The sequence below is a fragment of the Nocardioides sp. cx-169 genome (genome assembly GCF_021083605.1).
Taxonomy (GTDB): Bacteria; Actinomycetota; Actinomycetes; order Propionibacteriales; family Nocardioidaceae; genus Nocardioides.
In genome coordinates, this window is sequence record NZ_JAJNRO010000019.1 from 1 (window position 1) to 23,945 (window position 23,945).

The 23,945-nt window shown below is 71.9% G+C and carries 22 protein-coding genes and 1 pseudogene; 13 read left to right on the top strand and 10 right to left on the bottom strand.

Going from position 1 to position 23,945, the window contains the following annotated elements; all coding sequences use genetic code 11:
• The 5 genes and pseudogenes from LRP67_RS20210 to LRP67_RS20230 form a co-directional block, all read right to left on the bottom strand.
• Positions 1–415, bottom strand: a pseudogene (locus LRP67_RS20210) (hypothetical protein); the annotation flags it as partial.
• A gap of 351 nt (positions 416–766) precedes the next feature.
• Positions 767–1,897, bottom strand: coding sequence for a sorbosone dehydrogenase family protein (locus LRP67_RS20215; RefSeq protein ID WP_231271943.1), 1,131 nt, complete (start codon positions 1,895–1,897; stop codon positions 767–769).
• Position 1,898: 1 nt separating this feature from the next.
• Positions 1,899–2,813 carry an alpha/beta fold hydrolase gene (locus LRP67_RS20220; protein WP_231271944.1) on the bottom strand — a complete coding sequence of 305 codons (915 nt, stop codon included), beginning with the start codon at positions 2,811–2,813 and terminating at the stop codon, positions 1,899–1,901.
• Between the two features lie 36 nt (positions 2,814–2,849).
• Positions 2,850–3,068 carry a hypothetical protein gene (locus LRP67_RS20225; RefSeq protein WP_231271945.1) on the bottom strand — a complete coding sequence of 73 codons (219 nt, stop codon included), beginning with the start codon at positions 3,066–3,068 and terminating at the stop codon, positions 2,850–2,852.
• A gap of 124 nt (positions 3,069–3,192) precedes the next feature.
• The gene (locus LRP67_RS20230; RefSeq protein ID WP_231271946.1) at positions 3,193–4,062 is read right to left on the bottom strand and encodes a DMT family transporter; all 870 of its coding nucleotides are present in this window, start codon (positions 4,060–4,062) and stop codon (positions 3,193–3,195) included.
• Between the two features lie 49 nt (positions 4,063–4,111).
• Between LRP67_RS20230 and LRP67_RS20235 the strand changes: the two genes are divergently transcribed.
• A complete protein-coding gene (locus LRP67_RS20235) occupies positions 4,112–5,188 on the top strand; it encodes an exo-alpha-sialidase (protein ID WP_231271947.1) in 1,077 nt (358 codons plus the stop codon).
• On the opposite strand, the gene LRP67_RS20240 is transcribed toward LRP67_RS20235, so the two are convergent.
• Positions 5,185–7,770 (bottom strand): glycoside hydrolase family 65 protein, encoded by a 2,586-nt coding sequence (locus tag LRP67_RS20240; protein ID WP_231272067.1) that lies wholly within the window; start codon positions 7,768–7,770, stop codon positions 5,185–5,187. The genes LRP67_RS20235 and LRP67_RS20240 overlap by 4 nt on opposite strands.
• A 26-nt stretch (positions 7,771–7,796) precedes the next feature.
• Positions 7,797–8,537 (bottom strand): HAD family phosphatase, encoded by a 741-nt coding sequence (locus LRP67_RS20245; RefSeq protein ID WP_231271948.1) that lies wholly within the window; start codon positions 8,535–8,537, stop codon positions 7,797–7,799.
• An 85-nt stretch (positions 8,538–8,622) separates the two neighbouring features.
• Here LRP67_RS20245 and ilvD point away from each other — a divergent pair, with 85 nt between their 5' ends.
• The 5 genes from ilvD to LRP67_RS21995 are packed head-to-tail and all read left to right on the top strand — an operon-like array spanning position 8,623 to position 14,180.
• Positions 8,623–10,308 carry a dihydroxy-acid dehydratase gene (gene ilvD, locus LRP67_RS20250; protein ID WP_231271949.1) on the top strand — a complete coding sequence of 562 codons (1,686 nt, stop codon included), beginning with the start codon at positions 8,623–8,625 and terminating at the stop codon, positions 10,306–10,308.
• A gap of 12 nt (positions 10,309–10,320) precedes the next feature.
• On the top strand, positions 10,321–10,893 hold the full coding sequence (locus LRP67_RS20255) for a pyridoxamine 5'-phosphate oxidase family protein (RefSeq protein WP_231271950.1): 573 nt from the start codon (positions 10,321–10,323) through the stop codon (positions 10,891–10,893).
• The gene (locus tag LRP67_RS20260) at positions 10,890–11,924 is read left to right on the top strand and encodes a hypothetical protein (protein ID WP_231271951.1); all 1,035 of its coding nucleotides are present in this window, start codon (positions 10,890–10,892) and stop codon (positions 11,922–11,924) included. The genes LRP67_RS20255 and LRP67_RS20260 overlap by 4 nt, the downstream gene beginning before the upstream one ends.
• Positions 11,925–11,958: 34 nt before the next feature.
• Complete coding sequence (locus LRP67_RS20265) at positions 11,959–13,161, top strand: aminotransferase class V-fold PLP-dependent enzyme (protein WP_231271952.1); 1,203 nt, start codon at positions 11,959–11,961, stop codon at positions 13,159–13,161.
• Positions 13,162–13,166: 5 nt separating this feature from the next.
• Positions 13,167–14,180, top strand: coding sequence for a S66 peptidase family protein (locus LRP67_RS21995; protein WP_231271953.1), 1,014 nt, complete (start codon positions 13,167–13,169; stop codon positions 14,178–14,180).
• Positions 14,181–14,211: 31 nt separating this feature from the next.
• On the opposite strand, the gene LRP67_RS20275 is transcribed toward LRP67_RS21995, so the two are convergent.
• A complete protein-coding gene (locus tag LRP67_RS20275; RefSeq protein ID WP_231271954.1) occupies positions 14,212–14,553 on the bottom strand; it encodes a UBP-type zinc finger domain-containing protein in 342 nt (113 codons plus the stop codon).
• Between the two features lie 136 nt (positions 14,554–14,689).
• Here LRP67_RS20275 and LRP67_RS20280 point away from each other — a divergent pair, with 136 nt between their 5' ends.
• From LRP67_RS20280 to ilvC, 5 genes are all read left to right on the top strand, one after another.
• A complete protein-coding gene (locus LRP67_RS20280) occupies positions 14,690–15,106 on the top strand; it encodes a VOC family protein (protein WP_231271968.1) in 417 nt (138 codons plus the stop codon).
• Positions 15,103–15,786: a 4a-hydroxytetrahydrobiopterin dehydratase gene (locus tag LRP67_RS20285; protein ID WP_231271970.1), complete on the top strand. Its 684-nt coding sequence runs from the start codon at positions 15,103–15,105 to the stop codon at positions 15,784–15,786. Before LRP67_RS20280 ends, LRP67_RS20285 begins: the two co-directional genes overlap by 4 nt.
• 252 nt (positions 15,787–16,038) lie before the next feature.
• Positions 16,039–17,781 carry an acetolactate synthase large subunit gene (locus LRP67_RS20290; protein ID WP_231271972.1) on the top strand — a complete coding sequence of 581 codons (1,743 nt, stop codon included), beginning with the start codon at positions 16,039–16,041 and terminating at the stop codon, positions 17,779–17,781.
• A gap of 1 nt (position 17,782) precedes the next feature.
• Positions 17,783–18,325 (top strand): acetolactate synthase small subunit, encoded by a 543-nt coding sequence (ilvN, locus tag LRP67_RS20295; protein WP_231271981.1) that lies wholly within the window; start codon positions 17,783–17,785, stop codon positions 18,323–18,325.
• Between the two features lie 54 nt (positions 18,326–18,379).
• On the top strand, positions 18,380–19,408 hold the full coding sequence (ilvC, locus tag LRP67_RS20300; RefSeq protein WP_308189799.1) for a ketol-acid reductoisomerase: 1,029 nt from the start codon (positions 18,380–18,382) through the stop codon (positions 19,406–19,408).
• Between the two features lie 73 nt (positions 19,409–19,481).
• Here ilvC and LRP67_RS20305 read toward each other — a convergent pair whose 3' ends face one another.
• A complete protein-coding gene (locus tag LRP67_RS20305; protein ID WP_231271983.1) occupies positions 19,482–20,288 on the bottom strand; it encodes an ABC transporter permease in 807 nt (268 codons plus the stop codon).
• Positions 20,285–21,184 (bottom strand): ABC transporter ATP-binding protein, encoded by a 900-nt coding sequence (locus LRP67_RS20310; RefSeq protein ID WP_231271985.1) that lies wholly within the window; start codon positions 21,182–21,184, stop codon positions 20,285–20,287. The genes LRP67_RS20305 and LRP67_RS20310 overlap by 4 nt, the downstream gene beginning before the upstream one ends.
• 701 nt (positions 21,185–21,885) lie before the next feature.
• Here LRP67_RS20310 and efeU point away from each other — a divergent pair.
• Together efeU and efeO are read left to right on the top strand one after the other, a co-directional pair.
• Positions 21,886–22,764, top strand: a complete 879-nt coding sequence (efeU, locus tag LRP67_RS20315; RefSeq protein ID WP_231271987.1) for an iron uptake transporter permease EfeU — start codon at positions 21,886–21,888, stop codon at positions 22,762–22,764.
• Entirely contained in the window at positions 22,761–23,945 is a 1,185-nt protein-coding gene (gene efeO / locus LRP67_RS20320; RefSeq protein WP_231271989.1) for an iron uptake system protein EfeO, read from the top strand. Before efeU ends, efeO begins: the two co-directional genes overlap by 4 nt.

Below are 23,945 nucleotides of genomic sequence, written 5' to 3' on the forward strand. Positions count from 1 at the left end.
GCACATCGTCGGGGAGGGCGTCGACGGCCTCGACGACGACCTGGGCCTGGTCGGTGAGGATCACCCCTCCCGCGAGCGCGGCGGCGACGGTGTCGTGGCGCTCGAGGGCTTGGGCGAGCTTCATCGCCGCGGCGGTGGCACGTTGGGTCTGGTGGGTGGTGTTGGCCCAGTAGACCGCGGTCGAGGTCGCGCCGGTCTCGACGCCGACCCGGGTGGCCTCGGCGTGTGCGGCCAGGCGCAGCGTCAGCTCGTCGGCCTGGGCGCGCAGGCGGGTCGCGTCGCCCAGCGCCTGGGCGGTCTGCGCGGGGGTCATGGACCACACCGGGGTCTGGTTGAGGTCGGCGACCTGGTCGCGCAGGCGCGCCACTCCGGCGGCCACGGGGTGGCTCGCGGTGGGGGTGGCGGGGCTGCTCATGGGTCTACTCAAGCACCCGCCACCGACAGTGGGTGGGTCGAGAATCCCCTTTATGCACAGGGGTTCTGAGAACTCTCTCGCTCCTCGGTGGTCGAGGTGCGAAGGCGCACTGGCGCCCCCCTCCGGTGGCGAGGTGCGAAGGCGTGCAACGCCTGAGCCTCGAGACCCGGTGACCTGACCGCCGTACCCGTCGAGGCTTCTCGACCCACCGGGTCTCGAGGCTCGTCGCTGGCGCTCCTCGCACCTCGACCACCGGAGGGCTTGGTCGTCGCTGGCGCTCCTCGCACCTCGACCACCGGAGGGCTTGGTCGTCGCTGGCGCTCCTCGCACCTCGACCATCGGAGGTGCCGGTCAGGGGCGGACGAGGAGGATCTTGTCGTCGCCGTCGCGGGGGGTGCCGCGGGTGTCGCGGTTGCTGGTCATGACCCAGAGGTTGCCGTCGGGGGCGACGGCGACGGTGCGGACGCGGCCGTACTCGCCGATGAAGAAGCCCTCGGGCTCGACCGCGCGGTCGCCGTCGACGCGGACCCGCCAGAGCCGCTCGCCTCGGAGTGCGGCCATCCAGAGGTGGCCGTCGAGGTAGGCGAGGCCGGAGGGGGAGGAGTCGTCGGGGTTCCAGATCTGCTGGGGGTCGGTGAGGCCACGAGCGCCGCCCTCGCCCTCTACCTCGGGCCAGCCGTAGTTGGCGCCCGCGTCGATCCGGTTGAGCTCGTCGAACTCGTCCTGCCCGAACTCCGAGGCCCACAGGGTGCCGGCGTCGTCGAAGGCGAGGCCCTGGACGTTGCGGTGGCCCCACGACCAGACGGCGGTGCCGAACGGGTTGCCCGGCGCGGGCTGGCCGTCGGGGGTGATGCGCAGGATCTTGCCGGCGAGGCCGTCTCGCTGCTGGGCGAGCGGCGGTTGCCCGGTCTCCCCGGTGGAGACGTAGAGGAAGCCGTCGGCGCCGAACTCCAGGCGGCCGCCGTCGTGGATGAAGCCGTTGGGGATGCCGGTGAGGATCGGCTCGGGGGTGCCGAGGGTGTCGCCGTCGAGGGTGGCGCGGACGACGCGGTTGTCGGAGTCGGTGCTGACGTAGAGGTAGACGAGCCGGTCCTGGTCGAAGTCGGGAGAGACCGCGAGCCCGAGCAGGCCGCCCTCGCCCTCCGGTGCGGCTTCGTCGACGGTGCCGACCTCGGTGACCTGTCCGCCCTCGGCGGAGATGCGCAGCACCTTGCGGGTGTCGCGCTCGGTGACCAGCGCGGCGCCGTCGGGCAGGAAGTCCAGCCCCCACGGCGCCTGGAGACCGGTGGCGACCTCCGCCACCACCTGCGGTGCGCCGGCCGGGGCGTCGCTCGTGGGGGGCGCGGAGCCCGACGGCGACGGGGGGGACGTGGGGTCGGCCGGTGGGCTGCCGGTGATCGTCACCTCGCTCTCGTTGCCGCCCTGTCCGCAGCCGGCGAGCAGTAGCGCGGCCGCGGTGACGGCGGCGGTCAGTAGGCGCACGTCAGCCCACCCTCGCCAGGAACTCGACCAGCAGCCGGTGGACCTGCTCGGGCTGCTCCATCTGGATGAAGTGCGACCCGCGCAGCTCGGCGTACGTCGCGTCCTTCACTCGCGCGGCCGCCGTGGCCATGTGCCGGGTGCCCGCGAGGATGTCGTAGCGCCCCGCGACGAAGGCGCAGGGGACGCTCACCCGGCTGAGCGAGACCCGCGCGTGGCGCGAGGTGCTGAGGGCCAGCTGCATGTACCAGCCGATCGGAGTCGTGAGGAACTCGCTCACCGCCGTCGCGGCGAGCTCGGGGTCCGGCACCGGGAACATGAAGCCGGTGTGGGAGAGCACGCGGATCGCCCGACGCCCGACCGGGAGCCGGGACGCGATCGGGGTCAGCGCCCAGTCGCTGTAGCGCAGTGCGTGGGTGAGTCCCACCGTCACCGTGCGGGCGACTGCCCGGGGGAGCCGCAGGGGGCCCAGCATGGTGCCGAACGTGTCGCCGGGTACGCCGGCGACGGCGAACAGCCCCCGCACCCGCTCGGGATGGCGCACCGCCATCTCGAACATGGTGTTGACGCCCATCGACCAGCCCATCAGCACGGCCCGGTCGACGCCGAAGTGGTCCATGACCGAGAGCCCGTCCTCGACGAAGTGCCCGATCTCGATGTGGCTGGGATCGGCGGGGCGATCCGAGCCGCCGGTGCCGCGGTGGTTCCACGAGACGACGCGCACCCCGCAGTCGGGGCGCAGCAGCGCGGGCCAGGCGTAGGCGCTGGTGCCGAGCCCGTTGCAGAGCACGACGGTGGGGCCGTCGATGACGCCCTCGGGGTCGTTGGTCCAGGCGCGGACCACGGTCCCGTCATCGGAGAGCACGTCATGGAACGACAGGGCCGGGCCGGTCGTCGCCCGGGCTGCGGAGGTCGGCATGCACCGATTGTGCCCCAGCCGGGCAGCCGCAAGCGCTCAGCCGTGCGCCGCGTGCGGCGCGGCGACCTCCTCGCGCGGTGCCAGAAGCGCCGCGAAGAAGTCCTCGACCTCCTGGCGCTCGGCCCGACGCTGGGCGCACTCGGTCGACGCCACGATGGCGTTGCGGCGGGCGCCCTGCTGGGAGCCGACGGCCCACCGGTGGACGGCGTCGCGGGCCGAGCCCACGAGGGCGGGTGGTGCGATCGCGACGAACATGGCGGCTCCCGAGCTAGCTGGCTGCGTGCGGTCGACAGTAGCGACGCGGGGCGTCGTGAGCGTCTCCTTCGTGTGACATCCAGGTGACGAGCGCGCTGCCCGTCTCCCGCCCTCGTTGTGATGCCTAGTCCGGCACCGGCTCGGCGATGGTGGCGCCGGAGCGGGTGGCGCCGATGCTGGCGAGGACGACGCAGGCCATGGCCAGGAGCTGTGCGGGGCTCAGGAGCTCGTGCAGGACGACCAGGCCGGCGAGCGCGGCGGCGGCCGGCTCGAGGCTCATCAGAATGCCGAACACCGCTGGGCGCAGCGAGCGCAGCGCGACCAGCTCGCAGGTGTAGGGGATCACCGAGCTGAGCAGGCCGACGGCGGCGCCGACGAGCACGATCCGCGGGTCGGCGAGCGCCGTACCGCCGGAGCCGAGCGCGAACGGCAGCAGCAGCGCCGTGGCGACCACGCTGGCCAGCGTGAGCCCGTCGAAGCCGGGCCAGCGTCGCCCGGTCGAGGCGCTGAGCAGGATGTACGCCGCCCACGCAGCACCCGCGAGCAGTGCGAACAGGACGCCGGCCACCGACAGGTCGGCCCGCTCGAAGCCCAGCAGTGCCACGCCGACGGCCGCGAGCAGCACCCACACCAGGTCGCGCGGCCGACGGGAGCCGACCACGGCCAGCGTGAGCGGACCGACGAACTCGATGGTCACCGCGATCCCGAGCGGGATCCGGGAGAAGGACTGGTAGATGGCCCAGTTCATGAGGCCGAGGCTGAGCCCGAAGGCGAGCACTACCAGCCAGTCCTGACGTGAGCGGCCGCGCAGCGTGGGCCGCGCGAGCAGCCAGAGGATGACCGAGCTGGCCACCAGCCGCAGCCACACGATGGCAGTCGGCGAGATCTCGTCGAAGAGGCTCTTGGCGACGCCGGCCCCGAGCTGGACCGACAGGATCCCGACCAGGACCAGCCAGATGGGCGAGACGGCCGGCGATGACTTTGCGGCGCTCACCAGGTCACCCTAGGAGCAGGTGTACCCGCGCGCGGACAAGGGAGCCAGGATGGGCACGGTACTGATGGTCGGGACCCGCAAGGGCCTGTGGGTGGGCCGGTCGGACGACGACCGGAAGGACTGGGAGTTCACCGGGCCCCACCACGACATGGAGGAGGTCTACTCCTGCCTCGTCGACCTGCGTGGCGAGACGCCGCGGCTCTACTCGGGCGCGTCGTCGACGTGGCTCGGCCCCCAGGTGCGCTGGTCCGACGACCTCGGCGCCACCTGGCAGGAGGGCGCGGGCGTGCGCTTCCCCGAGGGGTACGACGCCTCGGTCGAGCGGGTCTGGCAGCTGGCCCAGGGAGTGGATCCCGGCGTCGTCTGGGCAGGCACCGAGCCCGGCGCCGTCTGGCGCTCGACGGACGGCGCGCGGAGCTTTGCACTCGAGGAGGCCCTGTGGCACCACCCGCAGCGGCCGGAGTGGGGTGCCGGCTTCGGCGGCCAGGCCTTCCACACCATCCTCCCGCACCCCACGGACCCCGACTCGGTGACGGTGGCGATCTCCACGGGCGGGGTCTACCAGACCACGGACGGCGGTGGCTCCTGGAACGCGCGCAACCAGGGCATCCGCGCGGAGTTCCTGCCCGAGGACCAGCAGTACCCCGAGTTCGGGCAGTGCGTGCACAAGGTGACCCGCCACCCCTCTCGTCCCGAGCGGCTCTACCTGCAGAACCACGGCGGCGTCTACCGCTCCGACGACGAGGCCGGCAGCTGGGACTACATCGGTGACGGGCTGCCCTCGGACTTCGGCTTCCCGGTGGTCGTCCACCCGCACGAGCCGGACACGATCTTCGTCTTCCCGATCGGCGCCGGCGACGGTCGCTACCCGCCGGGCGCGAAGGCGCGGGTCTACCGCTCCCGCGATGCCGGCGACACCTGGGAGGAGCTCGGCAACGGACTGCCCGACGACTTCTACGTCGGTGTCATGCGCGACGCCATGACCGCCGACGGCCACGACGCCGCCGGCCTGTACGTCGGTGCCCGCAACGGCGCGGTGTGGGGCTCGGCGGACGCCGGGGAGAGCTGGCACCAGCTGGTCTGCAACCTGCCGGACGTCCTGGTGGTCAGGGCGGCGAGCGTCTAGCGCTCGGTCACCAGCGGGCCCATCGGCGGCGGATCGGTCGGCAGCGGGGTCTCCTCCGGGCCGTCCTCCTCGAACACCATCGGCTCCGGCACTCCCGCGGTGATCTGGGTGCCGTCCGCGCGGTGACCGCCGACCAGCGGTCGGTAGTCCAGGTCGCCGTCGATGCGGGCGCCGTGGGCGTCCAGCTCGACCTCCAGCGGCCGGCCGGGGGTCACGACGTGGGTGGCGCCGCGGACGCGCAGGATCACCCGCTCCTCCGGCTGCACCGCGAGCCCGTCGGAGTCCTCGGTCACGGCCTCGCCGAGCTCGGTGTTGGCGCCGTCGACGCTCACCCGGAACCGCCCGGGGGTGACCTCGACGCGCATCCGCGAGCCGCGCCAGGTCAGGGGGAACCGCAGCGCCTCCCAGCCGTCGGGCAGCCGCGGGTCGAAGGTGAGCTCCGCCCCGTAGGCGCGCATGCCGGCGAAGCCGAAGACCAGGGCGCTCCACACGCCGCCCGCGGAGGCGACGTGCAGGCCGTCGACGGTGTTGCCGTGCAGGTTCGCGAGGTCGACGTAGAGCGCGGCGCGGAAGTAGTTGAGCGCCTCGTCGTGGTAGCCGACCTCGGCGGCCATGATCGCCTGGGCCACCGCCGACAGCGTCGAGTCGCCGGTGGTGATGGGGTCGTAGTACTCGAAGTCGGCCCGCTTCTCCTCTCGCGTGAACCGGTCGCCGTGCAGGAAGAGCGCCATCACGACGTCAGCCTGCTTGAGCACCTGGAACCGGTAGATCACCAGCGGGTGGTAGTGCAGCATCAGCGGCCGGTTCTCCGCGGGCGTGCGGGAGAGGTCCCACACCTCCCGGTCGAGGAAGAAGTCGTCCTGGGGGTGGATGCCCAGCCCCTCGTCGAAGGGGATGTGCATCCCCGCGGCGCACCGGCGCCACTCGTCGACCTCGTCCGTGCTGACGCGGAGGCGGTGCACGAGCTGGGAGTACTCGACGGGGTGGTGGTCGCGCATCAGCTCCACGGTGGCGACGGCCTGCTCGAGGTTGAAGCGGGCCATCACGTTGGTGAAGAGGTTGTTGTTGACGACCGTCGTGTACTCGTCGGGGCCGGTCACGCCGTGGATGTGGAAGGAGCGCTCGCCGTTGCTGCGCCAGAACCCGAGATCGGCCCACATCCGTGCGGTCTCGACGAGGACGTCGATGCCGTCGCGCAGCAGGAAGCCGAGGTCACCGGAGCCGGCGACGTACTGCATGAGCGCGTAGACGATGTCGGCGTCGATGTGCACCTGGGCGCTGCCGGCGGCGTAGTAGGCCGAGGCCTCCTCGCCGTTGATGGTGCGCCACGGGTAGAGCGCGCCGCTCTGGGCCATCTCCCGTGCTCGGGTGCGCGCCGCCGGGAGCATCCGGGTGCGGAAGTGCAGCAGGTTGCGGGCCAGATGGGGCTGGGTGAAGGTCAGGAAGGGCGCGACGTAGATCTCGGAGTCCCAGAAGTAGTGGCCCTCGTAGCCGGAGCCCGAGACCCCCTTGGCCGGCACTCCCTGCTGGTCGGCGCGGGCACTGGCCTGCGCGAGCGTGAACAGGTTGAAGCGGATCGCCTGCTGCTGGGCGTCGTCCCCGGGGACCTGGACGTCGGTGTGCTGCCAGAACCGGTCGTACCACTCGCGCTGCTCGTCGGCGTAGTGGGCGACGCCGTGCCGCGCCGCGCGGTCGAGGGTGCGGTCGCAGCGGTCGGAGAGCTCGCGGACCGGCACGCCTCGCGAGGTGTGGTAGGCGACGGTCTTCTCCAGGCGCACGGTCCGCCCCTGGGTGGCGTCGACCCGGATCACCAGCTTGGTGAGGTCCTGGTGCTCGCGTACGACGGTCTCGTGCTCGTCCTCGGTCGTGAGCCGGTGGTCGGCAGCGACGGCGATCGTCATCCCCGAGTTGGCGCACCGGTAGCCCAGCATCATCCGGTCCTCGCGGGCGTAGTGCTCCTCGGGCATCAGGACCCGGCCCTCGAAGGTGGCGGTCTTGCGTGGGTCGCCCTTCTCGCCCATGGCGGCCGAGGGGACGTGGTACTCGTCCTCGCCGTCCTGGCGGTTCAGCACCTGCGAGGAGATCACCAGGGGCGCGTCGCCCTCGAGCATGGTCACCTCGAGGGTCAGGATCGCCAGGTGGCGCTGGGTCATCGAGACCATGCGCGTCGAGTCGATGCGCACGCGCTTGCCCGACGGCGTACGCCAGATCAGGCTGCGGCGCAACATGCCGTCGCGGAAGTCGAGGACCCGCTCGTAGTGCTCGAGGTCGGCGGTGCCGATGATGAGCGGCTCGTCGTCGACGTAGAGCTTGAGCAGCTTGGCGTCGGGGGCGTTGACGATGGTCTGGCCGGTGCGGGCGAAGCCGAACGCGGCCTCGGCGTGGCGGATCGGCCAGGTCTCGTGGAAGCCGTTGACGAAGGTGCCGTGGGCGAACGCGTCCCGGCCCTCCTCTGGGTTGCCGCGCATGCCGAGGTAGCCGTTGGCCACGGTGAACAGGGTCTCGGTCACGCCGAGGTCCTCGGCGCGATACGCGCACTCGACCAGGCGCCACGGGTCGACGGGGAACCGGCCCCGGTCCATGGGGTCCTCGGTCACGGCCTGGCCGATCACGCGAGCGTCTCCGCCAGGTCCGCGACGACGACGTCGGCGCCGGCGGCGGTGAGCGCCTCGGGGCCGGCTCCGCGGTCGACGCCGACGACCAGCCCGAAGCTTCCGGCCCGGCCGGCGCGCACGCCGGACACGGCGTCCTCCAGCACCACCGAGGTCGCGGCCGTGGCGCCGAGCACCTCCGCCGCGTGCAGGAAGGTGTCGGGGGCGGGCTTGCCCCGCAGCCCGAGCTCCTTGGCGACCGCGCCGTCGACGACGCTCTGGAACCGGTCGGCCAGCCCGGCCGCTTCGAGCACCACCGGTGCGTTGGCCGAGGAGGAGACCACCGCGAGCGGCAGGCCCAGGCCGCGGAGGTGGTCCAACAGCCGGACGGAGCCGGGGTAGGCCGTCACACCGTCGCGCGCCAGCACCTCGTTGAACGCGTCGTTCTTGCGGTTGCCCAGGCCCTTGATCGTCCGGGCCGTGCCGGGATCGTCGTCCTCTCCCTCGGGCAGCTCGATCCCCCGCGAGGCGAGGAAGTCGCGCACGCCGTCGTAGCGCGGCTTGCCGTCGACGTGGGCGAAGTAGTCGGCGTCGGTGTAGGGGGCGGTGTCGCCGCTGCCGTCGTAGGAGCCGAGGAACCCGTTGAACATCTCCGCCCACGCCCGCATGTGCACCTCGGCGGTCGGGGTGACCACGCCGTCCAGGTCGAAGAGGACCGCGTCGAAGTCGGTCCAGGGCACGGGGGAGGCGGAGGTCATGGCTCCAGCCTAGGGATGTGTCCGAGGTCACCGGCTGCTGAGATCCACAGGTCGTGTCGTGGGCCACGCCGATAGGCTCGTGAGCATGAGCGACGAGTCCCCGCAGCACGACCTGAAGCCCCGCTCCCGCGCCGTCACCGACGGCCTCGAGGCGACCGCGTCGCGCGGCATGCTCCGTGCCGTCGGGATGGGCGACGACGACTGGCAGAAGCCGCAGATCGGCGTGGCGTCCAGCTGGAACGAGATCACCCCCTGCAACCTCTCGCTCGACCGGCTCGCGAAGGCCGTGAAGAACGGCGTGCACGCGGCCGGCGGCTACCCGCTGGAGTTCGGCACCATCTCGGTCTCCGACGGCATCTCGATGGGCCACGAGGGGATGCACTTCTCGCTGGTCTCCCGCGAGGTCATCGCGGACTCGGTCGAGACGGTGATGATGGCCGAGCGCCTCGACGGCTCGGTGCTGCTGGCGGGCTGCGACAAGTCGCTGCCGGGGATGCTCATGGCGGCCGCGCGCCTGGACCTGGCGAGCGTGTTCCTCTACGCCGGCTCGATCATGCCCGGGCAGGTCGACGGCCAGGACGTGACGATCATCGACGCCTTCGAGGCCGTCGGCGCCTGCCTGGCCGGCAAGATGAGCCGCGAGCAGGTCGACAAGATCGAGCGCGCGATCTGCCCCGGTGAGGGCGCCTGCGGTGGCATGTACACCGCGAACACGATGGCCGCCGTCGGCGAGGCGCTCGGCATGTCCCTGCCCGGCTCCGCCGCGCCGCCGGCCGTCGACCGGCGCCGCGACGGGTTCGCCCACCGCTCCGGCCAGGCCGTCGTCGAGATGCTGCGCCGCGGCATCACCGCCCGCCAGATCATGACCAAGGAGGCGTTCGAGAACGCCGTGACCGTGGTGATGGCCCTCGGTGGCTCCACCAACGCCGTGCTGCACCTGCTCGCGATCGCCCGCGAGGCCGAGGTCGACCTCACCCTGGACGACTTCAACCGCATCGGCGACAAGGTGCCGCACCTCGGCGACCTCAAGCCGTTCGGCAAGTACGTCATGAACGACGTCGACAAGGTCGGCGGCATCCCGATGGTGATGAAGGCGCTGCTGGACGCCGGCCTCATGCACGGCGACTGCCTCACCGTCACCGGCCGCACCCTGGCCGAGAACCTCGCCGACCTCGCGCCCCCGACCGTCGACGACGACGTCATCCGCACGATCGACCGCCCGATCCACCGCACCGGCGGGATCACGATCCTCAAGGGCTCGCTGGCCCCCGAGGGTGCGGTCGTCAAGAGCGCCGGCTTCGACGAGTCGGTCTTCACCGGCACCGCCCGTGTCTTCGACGGCGAGCGTGCCGCCATGGACGCGCTCGCGGCCGGAGGGATCAAGCCCCAGGACGTCGTGGTCATCCGCTACGAGGGCCCCAAGGGCGGCCCCGGCATGCGCGAGATGCTCGCCATCACCGGCGCGATCAAGGGCGCCGGCCTGGGCAAGGACGTGCTGCTGCTCACCGACGGCCGGTTCTCCGGCGGCACGACGGGCCTGTGCGTCGGCCACGTGGCCCCCGAGGCCGTGGACGGCGGTCCGATCGCGTTCGTGCGCGACGGGGACCGGATCACCCTCGACGTGCTCAACCGGACGCTCGAGGTCGAGATCGACGACCTCGAGGCGCGCAAGGTCGGGTGGGAGCCGCTGCCGCCGAAGTACACCCGCGGGGTGCTCGGCAAGTACGCCAAGGTGGTCCAGTCGGCCGCCCACGGCGCCGTCACCTCGTGACGGGGCGTTGACGTGGGCAAGGTCCACGCCGCGATCACCGGTCGGGTCCGCTCGTTCATCGAGCGCCAGCCGGTCTTCTTCGTGGCGACCGCGCCGTCGGGTGACGGCGGCCACGTCAACGTCTCGCCCAAAGGGCTGGCCGACACCTTCGTGGTCGTCGACGAGCACACGGTGGCCTATCTGGACCTGACCGCCAGCGGCGCGGAGACGATCGCGCACCTGCGGCAGAACGGCCGGGTCACGGTCATGTTCTGCTCGTTCGCGGCCAAGCCCAACGTCGTGCGGCTGCACGGCCGCGGCCGCGTGGTCGGGCTGTACGACGACGACTTCGCCGTCTGGGCCTCCCGCTTCCCGGCCAACGCCGCGGCCCGCGCGGTCATCGTGGTCGACGTCGAGCGGGTCAGCGACTCGTGCGGCTACGCGCTGCCGCTGATGAGCCTGGACCAGGAGCGCGACCTGCTCACGCCCAACATGGAGCGCCGCGGACCCGACGGTGTGCTCGCCTACCGGCGGCGCAAGAACCGCACCAGCATCGACGGACTGCCGGCCTTCGACGACGACGACGGGCCCGGGTCCGGGGCGTGACCTCCCGGCGGCTCGACCGCAACGGCCTGGCGCTCGCGCTGGTGCTGCTGGTGATCGCGGCGCTGATCGGGCTGGCCTGGGGCGCCGGACGCACCGACGGGGAGGGGCAGCCGCCGGGCGCTCGCGGCGAGCAGACCGGCGTACCGAGCACGACGCCCACCCCGACACCGACGCCCAGCCCCACGCCCACGCCGACCCCGGCCGCCCCTTCGACGGCGGAGACGACGCCGGTCGATCCGGCGCCGGCCACACTGCCCGGCGGCCGGACGCGGGTCTTCGGCGGCGGCCACTTCCTGGTCGCCTACTACGGCACCGCCGGGACCGGCGCCCTGGGCGTGCTGGGGGAGACGGGGCCGGACGCGGCACTGCCGCGGGTACGCCGCGCCGCGGCGCCGTTCGCGCGGCCCGGACGGCCGGTGCAGGCGGTCTACGAGCTCATCGTCACCGTGGCCGACCGCACTCCCGGCCCGGACGGGGACTTCAGCCATGACATCGACCGAGCCGCGGTGCTGGCCTACGTCCGCGCGGCGCAGCGCGACGGCGCGCTGCTGCTGCTGGACCTCCAGCCCGGCCGCTCGGACTTCCTCGACGTCGCGAAGCGGTGGCGCTGGGCTCTGGAGTACCCCCACGTCGGCCTGGCGCTGGACCCCGAGTGGCGCATGGGGAGACGCGAGGTGCCGGGCGGCGTCATCGGCTCGGTGCGCGCGCCGGAGGTCAACCGCGTCTCGGCCTGGCTCTCCCGGCTGACCCGGGCCGGCCGGCTGCCGGAGAAGCTGTTCGTGCTGCACCAGTTCCGCACCGCGATGGTAGAGGACATCCACCTGGTCGAGCGCCGGCCGGGCCTGGCGATGGTCCAGCACGTCGACGGGTTCGGGACACGCTCGGAGAAGCGGGCGACGTACGGCGCGGTGGCCCGCCCCGGCCGGTTCGCGATGGGCTTCAAGCTCTTCTACGACGAGGACGTCAACCGGATGGGGCCCCGCGAGGTGCACGCGCTCCGGCCGAAGGTGCGCTTCGTCAGCTTCCAGTGACCCGACCCGCCGGGGGCGCGGCTACCCTCTGCCCGTGACCGACACCGACCTCGACCAGCGCGACCCCCTCGCGCCCTACCGCGACCGCTTCGTCGGCGCGGAGACCCCGCTGGTGTACTTCGACGGCAACTCGCTCGGCAGGCCGCTGCGCAGTACCGGCCCCCGGCTGGCGCAGTTCGTCGCCGAGGAGTGGGGCGGGCGGCTGATCCGGGGCTGGGACGAGCGGTGGTTCCACCTGCCCGAGACGATCGGCGACGACCTCGGCCGCGTGGTCCTGGGCGCGGCGCCGGGGCAGACCGTGGTCGGCGACTCCACGACGGTGCTGCTCTACAAGGCCATGCGCGCGGCCGTGGCGGTGCGCCCCGGGCGCACCGAGATCGTGGTCGACCGCGACAACTTCCCGACCGACCGCTACGTCGCCGACGGCGTCGCCCGCGAGTGCGGGCTGACCCTGCGCTGGATCGACGTCGACACCGCCGCGGGCGTCGAGGCCGACCAGCTCGCGGCCGTCGTCGGGCCGCAGACGGCGGTGGTGCTGCTGAGCCACGTCGCCTACCGCTCGGCGCACCTCGCCGACATGGCCACCCTCACCGCGATCGCGCACGACGCCGGCGCGCTGGTGCTCTGGGACCTCAGCCACTCGGTCGGCTCGGTGCCGGTGCGCCTCGACGACTGCGGCGTCGACCTCGCCGTCGGCTGCACCTACAAGTACCTCAACGGCGGGCCCGGGGCGCCGGCGTTCGTGTACGTCGCCGCGCGGCTGCTCGACGAGGTCAGCCAGCCGGTCCAGGGGTGGATGGGCGCGAGCGACCCGTTCCTCATGGGACCCCACTACCGTCCGGCGCCCGGCGTACGCCGGATGCTGAGCGGCACCCCGCCGGTGGTCGGCATGCTCGCGATGCAGGACATGCTCGCGCTGGTCGAGGAGGTCGGGATCGAGGCGGTGCGCGCCAAGTCGGTCGCCCTGACCGAGCACGCGATCGCGCTCGCCGACGAGCGGCTGCCCGGCGTCACCGTCGCCTCGCCACGCGAGTCGTCGCGCCGAGGCGGCCACGTGACCCTCAACCACCCGGTGATGAAGGACGTGACCACGGCGCTGTGGGCCGAGGACGTGATCCCCGACTACCGCGACCCCGACGGGCTGCGCCTGGGGCTCTCGCCGCTGTCCACCTCCTTCGCCGAGGTCGAGGCCGGGATGGAGCGGGTCCGACTCACGCTGGAACGGCTGGGAGGGTGACGGGCGTGAGGTTCCCTCGGCCGCTCGCCCCCGGCGACCGGATCGGCGTCACGGCGCCCTCCAGCGGCGTCGGCGCCGACCTGCGACCACGCCTGGACGTCGCCGTCGACCACCTGCGCCGACGCGGCTACGACGTCGTCGTGGGGGAGTGCATGTCCGGCGAGGGGATCACCTCGGCACCCAAGGACGCGCGCGCCGCCGAGCTCACCGCGATGCTGAGCGACCCGGCGATCGCGGCCGTCGTGCCGCCGTGGGGCGGCGAGCTGGCCATCGACCTGCTGGACCGGCTCGACTGGGACGCCCTGGCCGCCGCCGAGCCGACCTGGCTGGTCGGCTGGAGCGACCTGTCCACGGTGCTGCTCCCGCTCACGCTCCGCCTCGGCTGGGCGAGCCTGCACAGTCTCAACCTCATGGACACCCCGTACGACCCGGCGCCGGGCCTGGCCCACTGGCTCGACGTCGCGTCGGTGACCGGTCCGGTGACGCAGAGCAGCCCCGGGCTCTACCGCGAGGGGTGGGACGACTACCGGGCCGAGCCCGGCACGACGACCATGACGCTCGACCTCGAAGGGCCGTGGCGGGTGCTCGGAGGAGGCGGCGTGGACGTCGGCGGCGTCCTCGTCGGTGGCTGCCTGGAGGTGCTGAGCCCGCTCGCCGGGACGCCGTACGGCGACGTGCCGGCGTTCGGCCGCGCGCACGCCGACGAGGGGCTGCTGGTCTATCTCGAGGCGTGCGCGGCGCCGGCGCCCGACGTCGCCCGGATGCTGCACGGGCTGCGTCTGGCCGGCTGGTTCGACGACGCGTCCGGCATCCTGATCGGCCGGACCGCGGCCCCGGACGCGCCCGGCCTGACCCAGCAGGAGGCGGTGGCCGACGCGCTCGGCATGCTCGACGTGCCGATCGTGCTGGACCTCGAGATCGGCCACGTCCAGCCGTTCCTGCCGCTGGTCAACGGCGCCAGAGCGCGGGTGGTCGCCGACGACCGGCGCCGGGAGATCACCCAGACCATCGGTGGTTGAGCAGCACGACGTCCCGCTGCATCCTCCGAAGTCAGTGCACGTGGTCGTGCCAGTCCGCAGGGACGCGTCCGGCGGGGCCGGGGGCCGGCTGGTCCTCCGGGTGGGACCGCGGCGGCGCGAGCGGCTGGCCCAGGACGCCCACCTCGCGGGTGAAGTCCCAGAACCACTCCTCGCCGGGCTCGAAGCTGGCCATGACCGGGTGGCCGGTCGCCCGGAAGTGGGCGGTGGCGTGCTGGGCGGGCGAGCTGTCGCAGCACCCGACGTGACCGCACTGCGCGCAGCGGCGCAGGTGCACCCACCAGCCGTCGGCCTCCTCGCACTCGACGCAGCCCGTGCCGCTCGGGGGGACGGAGGGGTCGATGCCGTCGGTCATGCATCCGAACCTACGACAAGGTCGGTATGTGTGACAGTGACGCGTGACCACCCGGGAGCCCACGACACGGGAGCGCGTCGCCGGTGGGGTGCCTGGTTCCCTGACCTCGTCGGCGGGGTGTGGCAGGGTCCGTGGGGTGGACCAGCGGATCAGCTTCGTGACCCTGGCGGTGAGCGACCTCGACGCCACCCGCGCCTTCTACCTCGACGGCCTCGGCTGGCAGGCCTCGCTCGACGTGCCGGGGGAGGTGCTGATGATCCGCGCCGGCGAGCATCTGATCCTTTCGCTGTGGGACCAGGCGCAGTTCGAGGCGGAGGTCGGTCCCATCGCCCGCGGCGAGGGCGTGGCGCCGTTCACCCTTGCCCACAACGTCCCCACCCGGGAGGATGTCGACTCCGTCCTCGCGAGCGCTCGCGCCGCCGGTGCCGACCCCGTCCACGACGCCTTCGAGCGGGAGTGGGGCGGCTACAGCGGTTACTTCGGCGACCCCGACGGGTATCGATGGGAGATCGCCTTCAACCCCGGACCGATAGGACAGGTGGTGCTGCCGTGAGTGACCAGACGAGCGACCCGAGCAAGACCCTGGGCGGGCACGAGCTGGAGACCGAGCTGCTGGCCGACTGGCGCCTGCTGTTCTCCGCGCTGCACGGGCGCTTCGAGACCGGCGACTTCGCCACCGGCCTGCGGCTGGTGGAGGGCATCGGCGCGGTGGCCGAGGAGCTCGATCACCACCCGGACGTCGACCTGACCTACCCGCGGGTGACGGTGCGGCTGACCAGCCACGACGTCGGCGGCGTGACCAGCCGCGACGTCGAGCTCGCGCGGCGCATCAGCGACCTCGCCGGCAGCCTCGGGGCCAAGGCCGACCCGGCCGCGGTCTCGGTGCTCGAGCTCGGGCTCGACACCTGGGACCACGAGGAGATCAAGCCGTTCTGGGCCGCCGTGCTCGGCTACGAGGTCTCCCAGGAGCACGACGACGAGCTCAACGACCCCGCCGGCACCCGTCCGACGATCTGGTTCCAGGAGACCGAGCGTCACGACGAGCCGCGCCAGCGCTTCCACCTCGACCTGCGGGTCCCGCCCGAGGTGGCCGAGGACCGGGTCAGGGCAGCGCTCGCGGCCGGGGGCACGCTGGTCAGCGACGAGCGTGCGCCGACGTTCTGGGTGCTCGCCGACGCCCAGGGCAACAAGGCCTGCGTGACCACCTGGCTGGGCCGCAGCGCCGCCGTCTGAGCCACCGACTCCGCCGCCACATGGTGGGACCGGCGTCCCAGAGACTGGGACGCCTGTCACACTTGGCTGACGGCACGTGGCAGCGGCGATACGGTGGGCCCATGCACTTCGGACTCCTCGTACGCACGGGACGCGCCCGCTGATCTTTCGACCAGCCAGCGCGTCGCCCCTCGTTGCCCCGGCAACCGAGGGGTTTTTTGTTGGGGTGACGCCAGTGACCGTGCCAGACCAGACGTAAGGAAAGAGCACCAGATGAGCGAGCAGATGACGGGCGCACAGAGCCTGGTCAAGTCGCTGGAGGCGGCGGGAGCCGAGAACATCTTCGGCATCCCGGGGGGCGCGATCCTCCCGGCGTACGACCCGCTCATGGACTCCTCGATCCGGCACATCCTGGTGCGGCACGAGCAGGGCGCCGGCCACGCCGCGCAGGGCTACGCGTCGGCCTCGGGCAAGGTCGGCGTCTGCATGGCGACCTCCGGCCCGGGCGCGACCAACCTGGTGACGCCGATCGCCGACGCCCACATGGACTCGGTGCCGATGGTGGCCGTGACCGGGCAGGTCGGCGCCAGCGCGATCGGGACGGACGCCTTCCAGGAGGCCGACATCCGCGGCATCACGATGCCGATCACCAAGCACAACTTCCTGGTCACCGATCCCGCCGAGATTCCGCGGACCGTGGCGGAGGCCTTCTACATCGCCTCCACCGGCCGCCCAGGACCGGTGCTGGTCGACGTCGCCAAGTCGGCGCTGCAGGCGATGACGAGCTACGAGTGGCCGACCGAGCTGCACCTGCCCGGCTACCGCCCCGTCACCCGCCCACATGCGAAGCAGATCCGCGAGGCCGCCCGGCTGATCCTGGAGTCGCGCCGCCCCGTGCTCTACGTCGGCGGCGGCACGATCCGCTCGGGCGCCTCGAAGGAGCTGCGCACCCTCGCCGAGCTCACGGGGATGCCGGTCGTGACCACCCTGATGGCGCGCGGCGCCTTCCCCGACAGCCACCCCCAGCACCTGGGCATGCCGGGCATGCACGGCACCGTCGCCGCGGTCGCCGGACTGCAGCGCAGCGACCTGATCATCAGCCTGGGCGCGCGCTTCGACGACCGGGTGACCGGCAACCTCGACTCCTTCGCGCCCGGCGCGAGGATCATCCACGCCGACATCGACCCCGCGGAGATCGGCAAGAACCGCCACGCCGACGTGCCGATCGTGGGCGATGTCCGCGAGGTCATCAGCGACCTGGTCGTGGCGCTGCAGACCGAGGCCGATGCCGGCACTACCGGCGACTACGAGGGCTGGGTGGAGTTCCTGGCCGGCGTGAAGCGGACCTACCCGCTCGGGTACGACCTCCCCGCCGACGGCGGCCTGTCCCCGCAGTACGTCATCGAGCGCCTGGGCGAGATCTCCGGCGAGGACACGATCTACGCCTCCGGCGTCGGGCAGCACCAGATGTGGGCCGCCCAGTTCGTGAAGTACGAGAAGCCGCGCACCTGGATCAACTCCGGAGGCCTGGGCACGATGGGCTTCGCGGTCCCGGGTGCCATGGGCGCCAAGGTCGGGTGCCCCGACCAGACGGTGTGGGCCATCGACGGCGACGGCTGCTTCCAGATGACCAACCAGGAGCTGGCCACCTGCGCGATCAACGACATCCCCATCAAGGTCGCGATCATCAACAACGAGTCGCTCGGGATGGTGCGGCAGTGGCAGACGCTCTTCTACAACGAGCGCTACTCCAACACCGACCTGCACAGCAAGCGGATCCCCGACTTCGTCAAGCTGGCCGAGGCCTACGGCTGCGTCGGCCTGTCGTGCGACAGCCCCGGCGACGTCGACGCCACCATCCGCAAGGCGATGGAGATCAACGACGTGCCGGTCGTCGTCGACTTCCGGGTCCACCGCGACGCCATGGTGTGGCCGATGGTCGCCGCCGGCACCAGCAACGACGACATCAAGTACGCGCGCGACCTGGCGCCCCAGTTCGAGGAGGACGATCTCTGACATGAGCGCCACTCACACCCTGAGCGTCCTCGTCGAGAACAAGCCCGGCGTCCTGGCCCGGATCGCCGGGCTGTTCAGCCGCCGCGGGTTCAACATCGACTCCCTCGCCGTCGGCCCGACCGAGCATGCCGAGATCTCGCGCATGACCATCGTGGTCAACGTCGAGGACTCGCCGCTGGAGCAGGTCACCAAGCAGCTCAACAAGCTGGTCGAGGTCATCAAGATCGTCGAGCTCGACCCGCAGGCCTCGGTCAACCGCGAGCTGATCCTGGTCAAGGTCGCGGCCACGGCCGAGACCCGCGGCCAGGTGCTCGACACCGTCCAGCTGTTCCGCGCCAAGGTCATCGACGTCGCCAGCGACGCCGTGACCATCCAGCTGGTCGGCAACACCGCCAAGATCGGCGACTTCCTGCGCGTGCTCGAGCCGTTCGGCGTGCGCGAGCTCGTCCAGTCCGGCCAGGTCGCCATCGGCCGTGGCTCCCGCTCCATCTCCGAGCGCAGCCTGCGCCCGGTCGTGGTGCCTGCCCCGCCCGCCGCGGGCTGAGCGCCGTACCCCCTGATCTTCCCGAGAAGAACCCACCAGAAGGAGAAGCCCGACGTGGCTGAGATGTTCTACGACGATGACGCCGACCTGTCCCTGATCCAGGGCAAGAACGTGGCGGTGATCGGTTACGGCAGCCAGGGCCACGCCCACGCACTGTCGCTGCGCGACTCGGGCGTCGACGTCCGCGTCGGCCTGCAGCCGGGCTCCAAGAGCCGCGCCAAGGCCGAGGCCGAGGGGCTGCGCGTCGTGACGCCGGCCGAGGCCGCCGAGGAGTCCGACCTGATCGTGATCCTGGCGCCCGACCAGCACCAGCGCAAGCTCTACGCCGAGGAGATCGCCCCCCACCTCGCCGAGGGCGACACCCTGGTCTTCGGCCACGGGTTCAACATCCGCTTCGGCTACATCACCCCGCCCGAGGGCGTCGACGTGTTCATGGTCGCGCCCAAGGGCCCCGGCCACCTGGTGCGCCGCGAGTACGTCGACGGGCGCGGCGTTCCCGTCCTCGTCGCCGTCGAGAAGGACGCCTCGGGCAAGGCCTGGCCGCTCGCGCTGTCCTACGCGAAGGGGATCGGCGGCCTGCGCGCCGGCGGCATCAAGACCACCTTCACCGAGGAGACCGAGACCGACCTGTTCGGCGAGCAGGCCGTCCTCTGCGGTGGCGCCTCGAAGCTCGTGCAGTACGGCTTCGAGGTCCTCACCGAGGCCGGCTACCAGCCCGAGGTCGCCTACTTCGAGTGCCTGCACGAGCTGAAGCTGATCGTCGACCTCATGTACGAGGGCGGCATCGCCAAGCAGCGCTGGTCGGTCTCCGACACCGCGGAGTTCGGCGACTACGTCTCCGGCGCCCGCGTCATCACTCCCGACGTGAAGCGCAACATGGAGGCCGTGCTCGAGGACATCAAGAACGGCAAGTTCGCCGAGCGGTTCATCGCCGACATGGACAACGGCTCCCCGGAGTTCACCAAGTTCCGCGAGGAGGGCGAGTCCCACCCGATCGAGAAGACCGGCCGCGAGCTGCGCAAGCTCATGGCCTGGGTGAAGAGCCACGACAGCGACTACGTCGAGGGCACCTCCGCCCGCTGACGCCGTACGAACCGCTGACCCGTCAGGAACTTTCTGACGGGTCAGCGGTCATTTCGAGTGAGTTGGTGACGGGTCACTTCACCTCGGAGCGCATGACCAGGGCCAGGCCGACGGCCAGGGGGAGGATCAGCCAGAGGGTGCCGGTGGTGGCGAGCTGGGCCCAGGCCTCCCCGGACATCTGCCCCTCGAACAGCGAGCCCTGGGCGAAGTTGAAGTCGACCCAGCTCTGCAGGTCGGCGAACCACTCCTGCGTGGAGGCCAGCAGCATCGACAGGGTGGGCAGCACGAACGAGTAGACGAAGTACGCCACGATCGCGCCGGGGGAGTTGCGGATGAGCACCCCGAGCATGAAGCCGATCAGCATGCCGAGCACGTTGGCCAGGATGATGTAGGCGAACTCGGTCACCGACACGTTCCAGACCGTGTCAGTGCCGGTGATCGCGGTCCCGACGACATTGCCGAGGGCGCCGATCGCGCCAGCGACGAACATGGACACCACGCCGACGCCGACGGCGACGAGCAGCTTGGCGGCGATGATGCGCTCGCGGTGCGGCACCAGCGTGAACGTCGTGAGGCCTGTGCGCTGGCTCCACTCGCCGGTCACCGACAGGACGGCGACCATCGGCAGGATGACCGCGATCGGGAAGCCGATGGCGGAGGCGAAGGACTCGTAGGTGAGCTCGCTGTCGGGGGCGAACAGGATCACCGCGCCGGTGGCGAGCACGGCGGTGATCGCGATGCTGGCCATCAGCCAGAAGCCGGAGCGGGTGTCGAACATCTTGCGCAGCTCGACACCCGCGACGCGGGTGAGCGGGATCGGGGGATGGGCGGGCCGGGTGGTGACGATGGTGTCGACCGGGTCGGCGGTGATGGCGCTCATGCCGCTGCTCCTTCTCGTTGGGTGTCTGCAGTGAGCTCGAGGAACATCTCCTCGAGCCCGGCGCCGTCGGCGGCGCGGAGCTCGGTGAGGGCGACGCCGGCCGCGAGGGCGACCTTGCCGACGACGGAGGTGTGGGCGTCGGTGCGCAGCGCGCCGTCGGCGTACGGCGTGCCGCCGATCTCGGCGGCGTCCAGCGCCCTGACCAGGCCGGCCAGGTCGTCGCTGCGCACGACCGTGCCGGCCGCCTCGAGCAGCTCGGTCTTGGTGCCCTGCGCGACGATGCGGCCGTGGCCGATGACCACGATGTCGTCGGCGATGACCTCGATCTCGTGCAGCAGGTGCGAGGACAGCAGCACGGTGCCGCCACGGTTGGCGTAGCCGCGCAGCAGGTCGCGCATCCAGCGGATGCCGGCAGGGTCGAGGCCGTTGGCCGGCTCGTCGAGGATCAGCACCTGCGGGTCGCCGATGAGGGCGGTGGCGATGCCGAGCCGCTGGCGCATGCCCAGCGAGTAGTTGCGCACCCGCCGCGAGGCCTCGGTGTCGGTGAGGCTGACGACGTCGAGCATCTCGTCGACCCGCGCCGCGGGGAGGCCCATCGTGCGCTGGGCGATGGTGAGGATCTCGCGGCCGGTGCGGCCGGCGTGCTGCGCCGACGCGTCGAGCAGCACCCCCACCTCCCGGCCCGGGTTGGGCAGGTCCGCGAAGCGGCGCCCCGCGATCAGGGCGGTGCCGGAGGTCGGGGGAGTGAGCCCGACCATGACCCGCATGGAGGTGGACTTCCCGGCCCCGTTGGGGCCGAGGAACCCGGTCACGCGGCCCGGGCGGGCCTCGAACGTGACATCGTCGACGGCGGTGAAGGAGCCGTACGTCCTGGTCAGTGAGTCGATGGTGATCATGTCGAGAAGCCTCGTCCGCAGACGGTCCCCGCGCATCGGGGAACGCTCTGACCCGACCCCGGGCCGGACCCGGGCCCCGACCCCGAGACGGGGTCAGGGGTGCGGGAACAGTCCCGCGCGCCCGCGCTGGCCGGGAGCCTGGCGACCACGGCGGGACAGGCCGCCCGCGGGCTGAGGACCCTCAGGCCTCGAGCGCGGCGGTGCTGGCCTCGAGGGCGGCGCGCAGCGCGTCCTCGCTGGCCTCGAGATGGTCCACCCAGGCCTCGCGCGTCTGCTGAGCGTCGCGCGCGCGTGCTCCAGGATCGTGCGGTGCTCGCTGATCCGGTGCTCGCTGATCCGGTGCTCGCGAGTCTCCGGGGCGACGTCGAGCTCACCCATGAGCAGGTGCTCGATCGGTCGGACGGTCGACGTTGACCGGGCTCGTCGGGCCAGGGGGAGAGGCTCCTGTGTCGGACACCAGACCTCTTCGACCTTGCCCGACGAGGGTCGTTCGCCGCACCTGTCCCGGATCGTCGAATCCATAGTTCCGGCGGACGAGAGGAGGAGTCATGGTCGACGCGACCGCGTCGGGCGCCACGGCCGTCATCGACGGCGACCGGAGACACACCTGCCGGAAGGCGTCAAGCGGACCGCGGCACGATCAGGTCACGATGCGCTACAGGTAAGGCATCCCTAACGATCTCGGCGTAGGCTGCGACGTTGTGCTCGCCAACTACCTGATCGGCCTCCGCGAGGGGCTGGAGGCCGCGCTCGTGGTCTCGATCCTCGTGGCCTATCTGGTCAAGACCGAGCGCCGGCACCTGCTGCCGCGGATCTGGCTCGGCGTCGCGGTCGCGATCGCGCTCAGCGTCGCCGTGACCCTCGGGCTGGGCCTGCAGTCGCGCAAGTTCACCTTCGAGACCCAGGAGCTCATCGGCGGCACCCTGTCCCTGGTCGCCGTCGCGTTCGTGACCTGGATGATCTTCTGGATGGCCGGCGCGGCGCGCACCATCGGCAGCGAGCTGCGCGGTCGCATCGACGTCGCGGCCGACGGTCGCGCGTGGTCGCTGGTCGTCGTGGCGTTCCTCGCCGTCGGCCGCGAGGGGCTCGAGACCGCGCTGATCCTCTGGACCAACACCCAGGCCGCCATCGGCCGGGATCTGGCGCCCACCGCCCAGCAGACCGCCGAGCCGCTCGTCGCGGCGCTCGCCGGCATCCTCACCGCCGTCGTCCTCGGCTACCTCATCTACCGCGGCGCCGTCTCGATCAACCTCACCCGCTTCTTCACCTGGACCGGTGCGTTCCTGGTCGTCGTCGCCGCCGGCGTGCTGGCCTACGGCGTGCACGACCTCCAGGAGGCCGGCTTCCTGCCGGGCCTGCACACCCTCGCCTTCGACGTCAGCCACATCATCGCGCCCGGCTCCTGGTACGGCACCCTGCTCAAGGGCGTCTTCAACTTCTCGCCCGCCACCACGGTGCTCGAGGCGATCGCCTGGGTGGCCTACGTCGTGCCCGTCTCCTACCTGTTCTTCCGCATGACGCGGCGCCGTACGGCGGCCTCTTCCCACCCCACCCCGGTCCCCGAAGGAAGCAACCTGTGAAGTCTCTGACCTGGCTGGCCGCCGGCCTGCTCGTCGCCGCGCCCGTCCTCGCCGCCTGTGGCACCGAGAGCACCGAGCCGTCGGGCGGCGGGGGCGGCACCGGCGGTGACGCCCGCGCACTGGCGGTCGACTCCACCGACGAGGAGTGCACGGTCTCCGCGACCGAGGCTCCCGCGGGCACGATCACCTTCGACGTGACCAACAACGGCTCGCAGGTCACCGAGTTCTACCTGCTCGCCGAGGACGGCCTGCGGATCGTCGCCGAGGTCGAGAACATCGGGCCCAGCATCACCCGGCCGCTGACCGCCAAGGTCCCGGCCGGCTCCTACGTCACCGCGTGCAAGCCCGGGATGACCGGCGACGGGATCCGCGCCGACTTCACCGTCACGGAGTCCGACGAGGACGTCGAGGTGAGCGAGGACGAGGAGGGCCTGGTCACGGCCGCGCAGGACAACTACGCCGCCTACGTGCAGGACCAGTCCGACCAGCTGCTCGTGAAGACGCGCGAGTTCGTCGAGCTCTACAAGGCCTCCGACAAGGACGACGAGGCGCGCGCCCTGTACGCCGACGCCCGCACCCACTGGGAGCGCATCGAGACCGTGGCGGAGTCATTCGGCGACCTGGACCCGATGATGGACGCCCGCGAGGCCGACCTCGAGCCCGGTCAGAAGTGGACCGGCTGGCACCTCATCGAGAAGGACCTGTGGCCGGCGCGTGCGGGCAAGTACCAGGCACTGACCGCCAAGGAGCGCGCCTTCTACGCCGACGACCTGCTCGCCAACACCGAGACGCTCGACGGGCGCATCCAGGAGCTGACCTTCACGGTCGACCAGATCGCCAACGGCTCGCGCGGGCTGCTCGAGGAGGTCGCGACCGGCAAGGTCACCGGCGAGGAGGAGTACTGGTCGCGGACCGACCTGTGGGACTTCCAGGCCAACGTCGACGGCGCCAAGGTCGGCTTCGACGGGGTCAAGCCGCTGCTCGAGCAGAAGGACCCCGAGCTCGCGACCCAGCTCGAGAGCCGCTTCGCGGAGCTGCAGACCCTGCTCGACGCGCAGCGGACCGAGGACGGCTTCCGCTACTACGACGAGCTGTCGGCCGAGGAGATCAAGGCACTCTCGGATGCGGTCAACGCCCTGTCCGAGCCGCTCTCGCGCCTGACGGCCGCGGTCCTGGCCTGA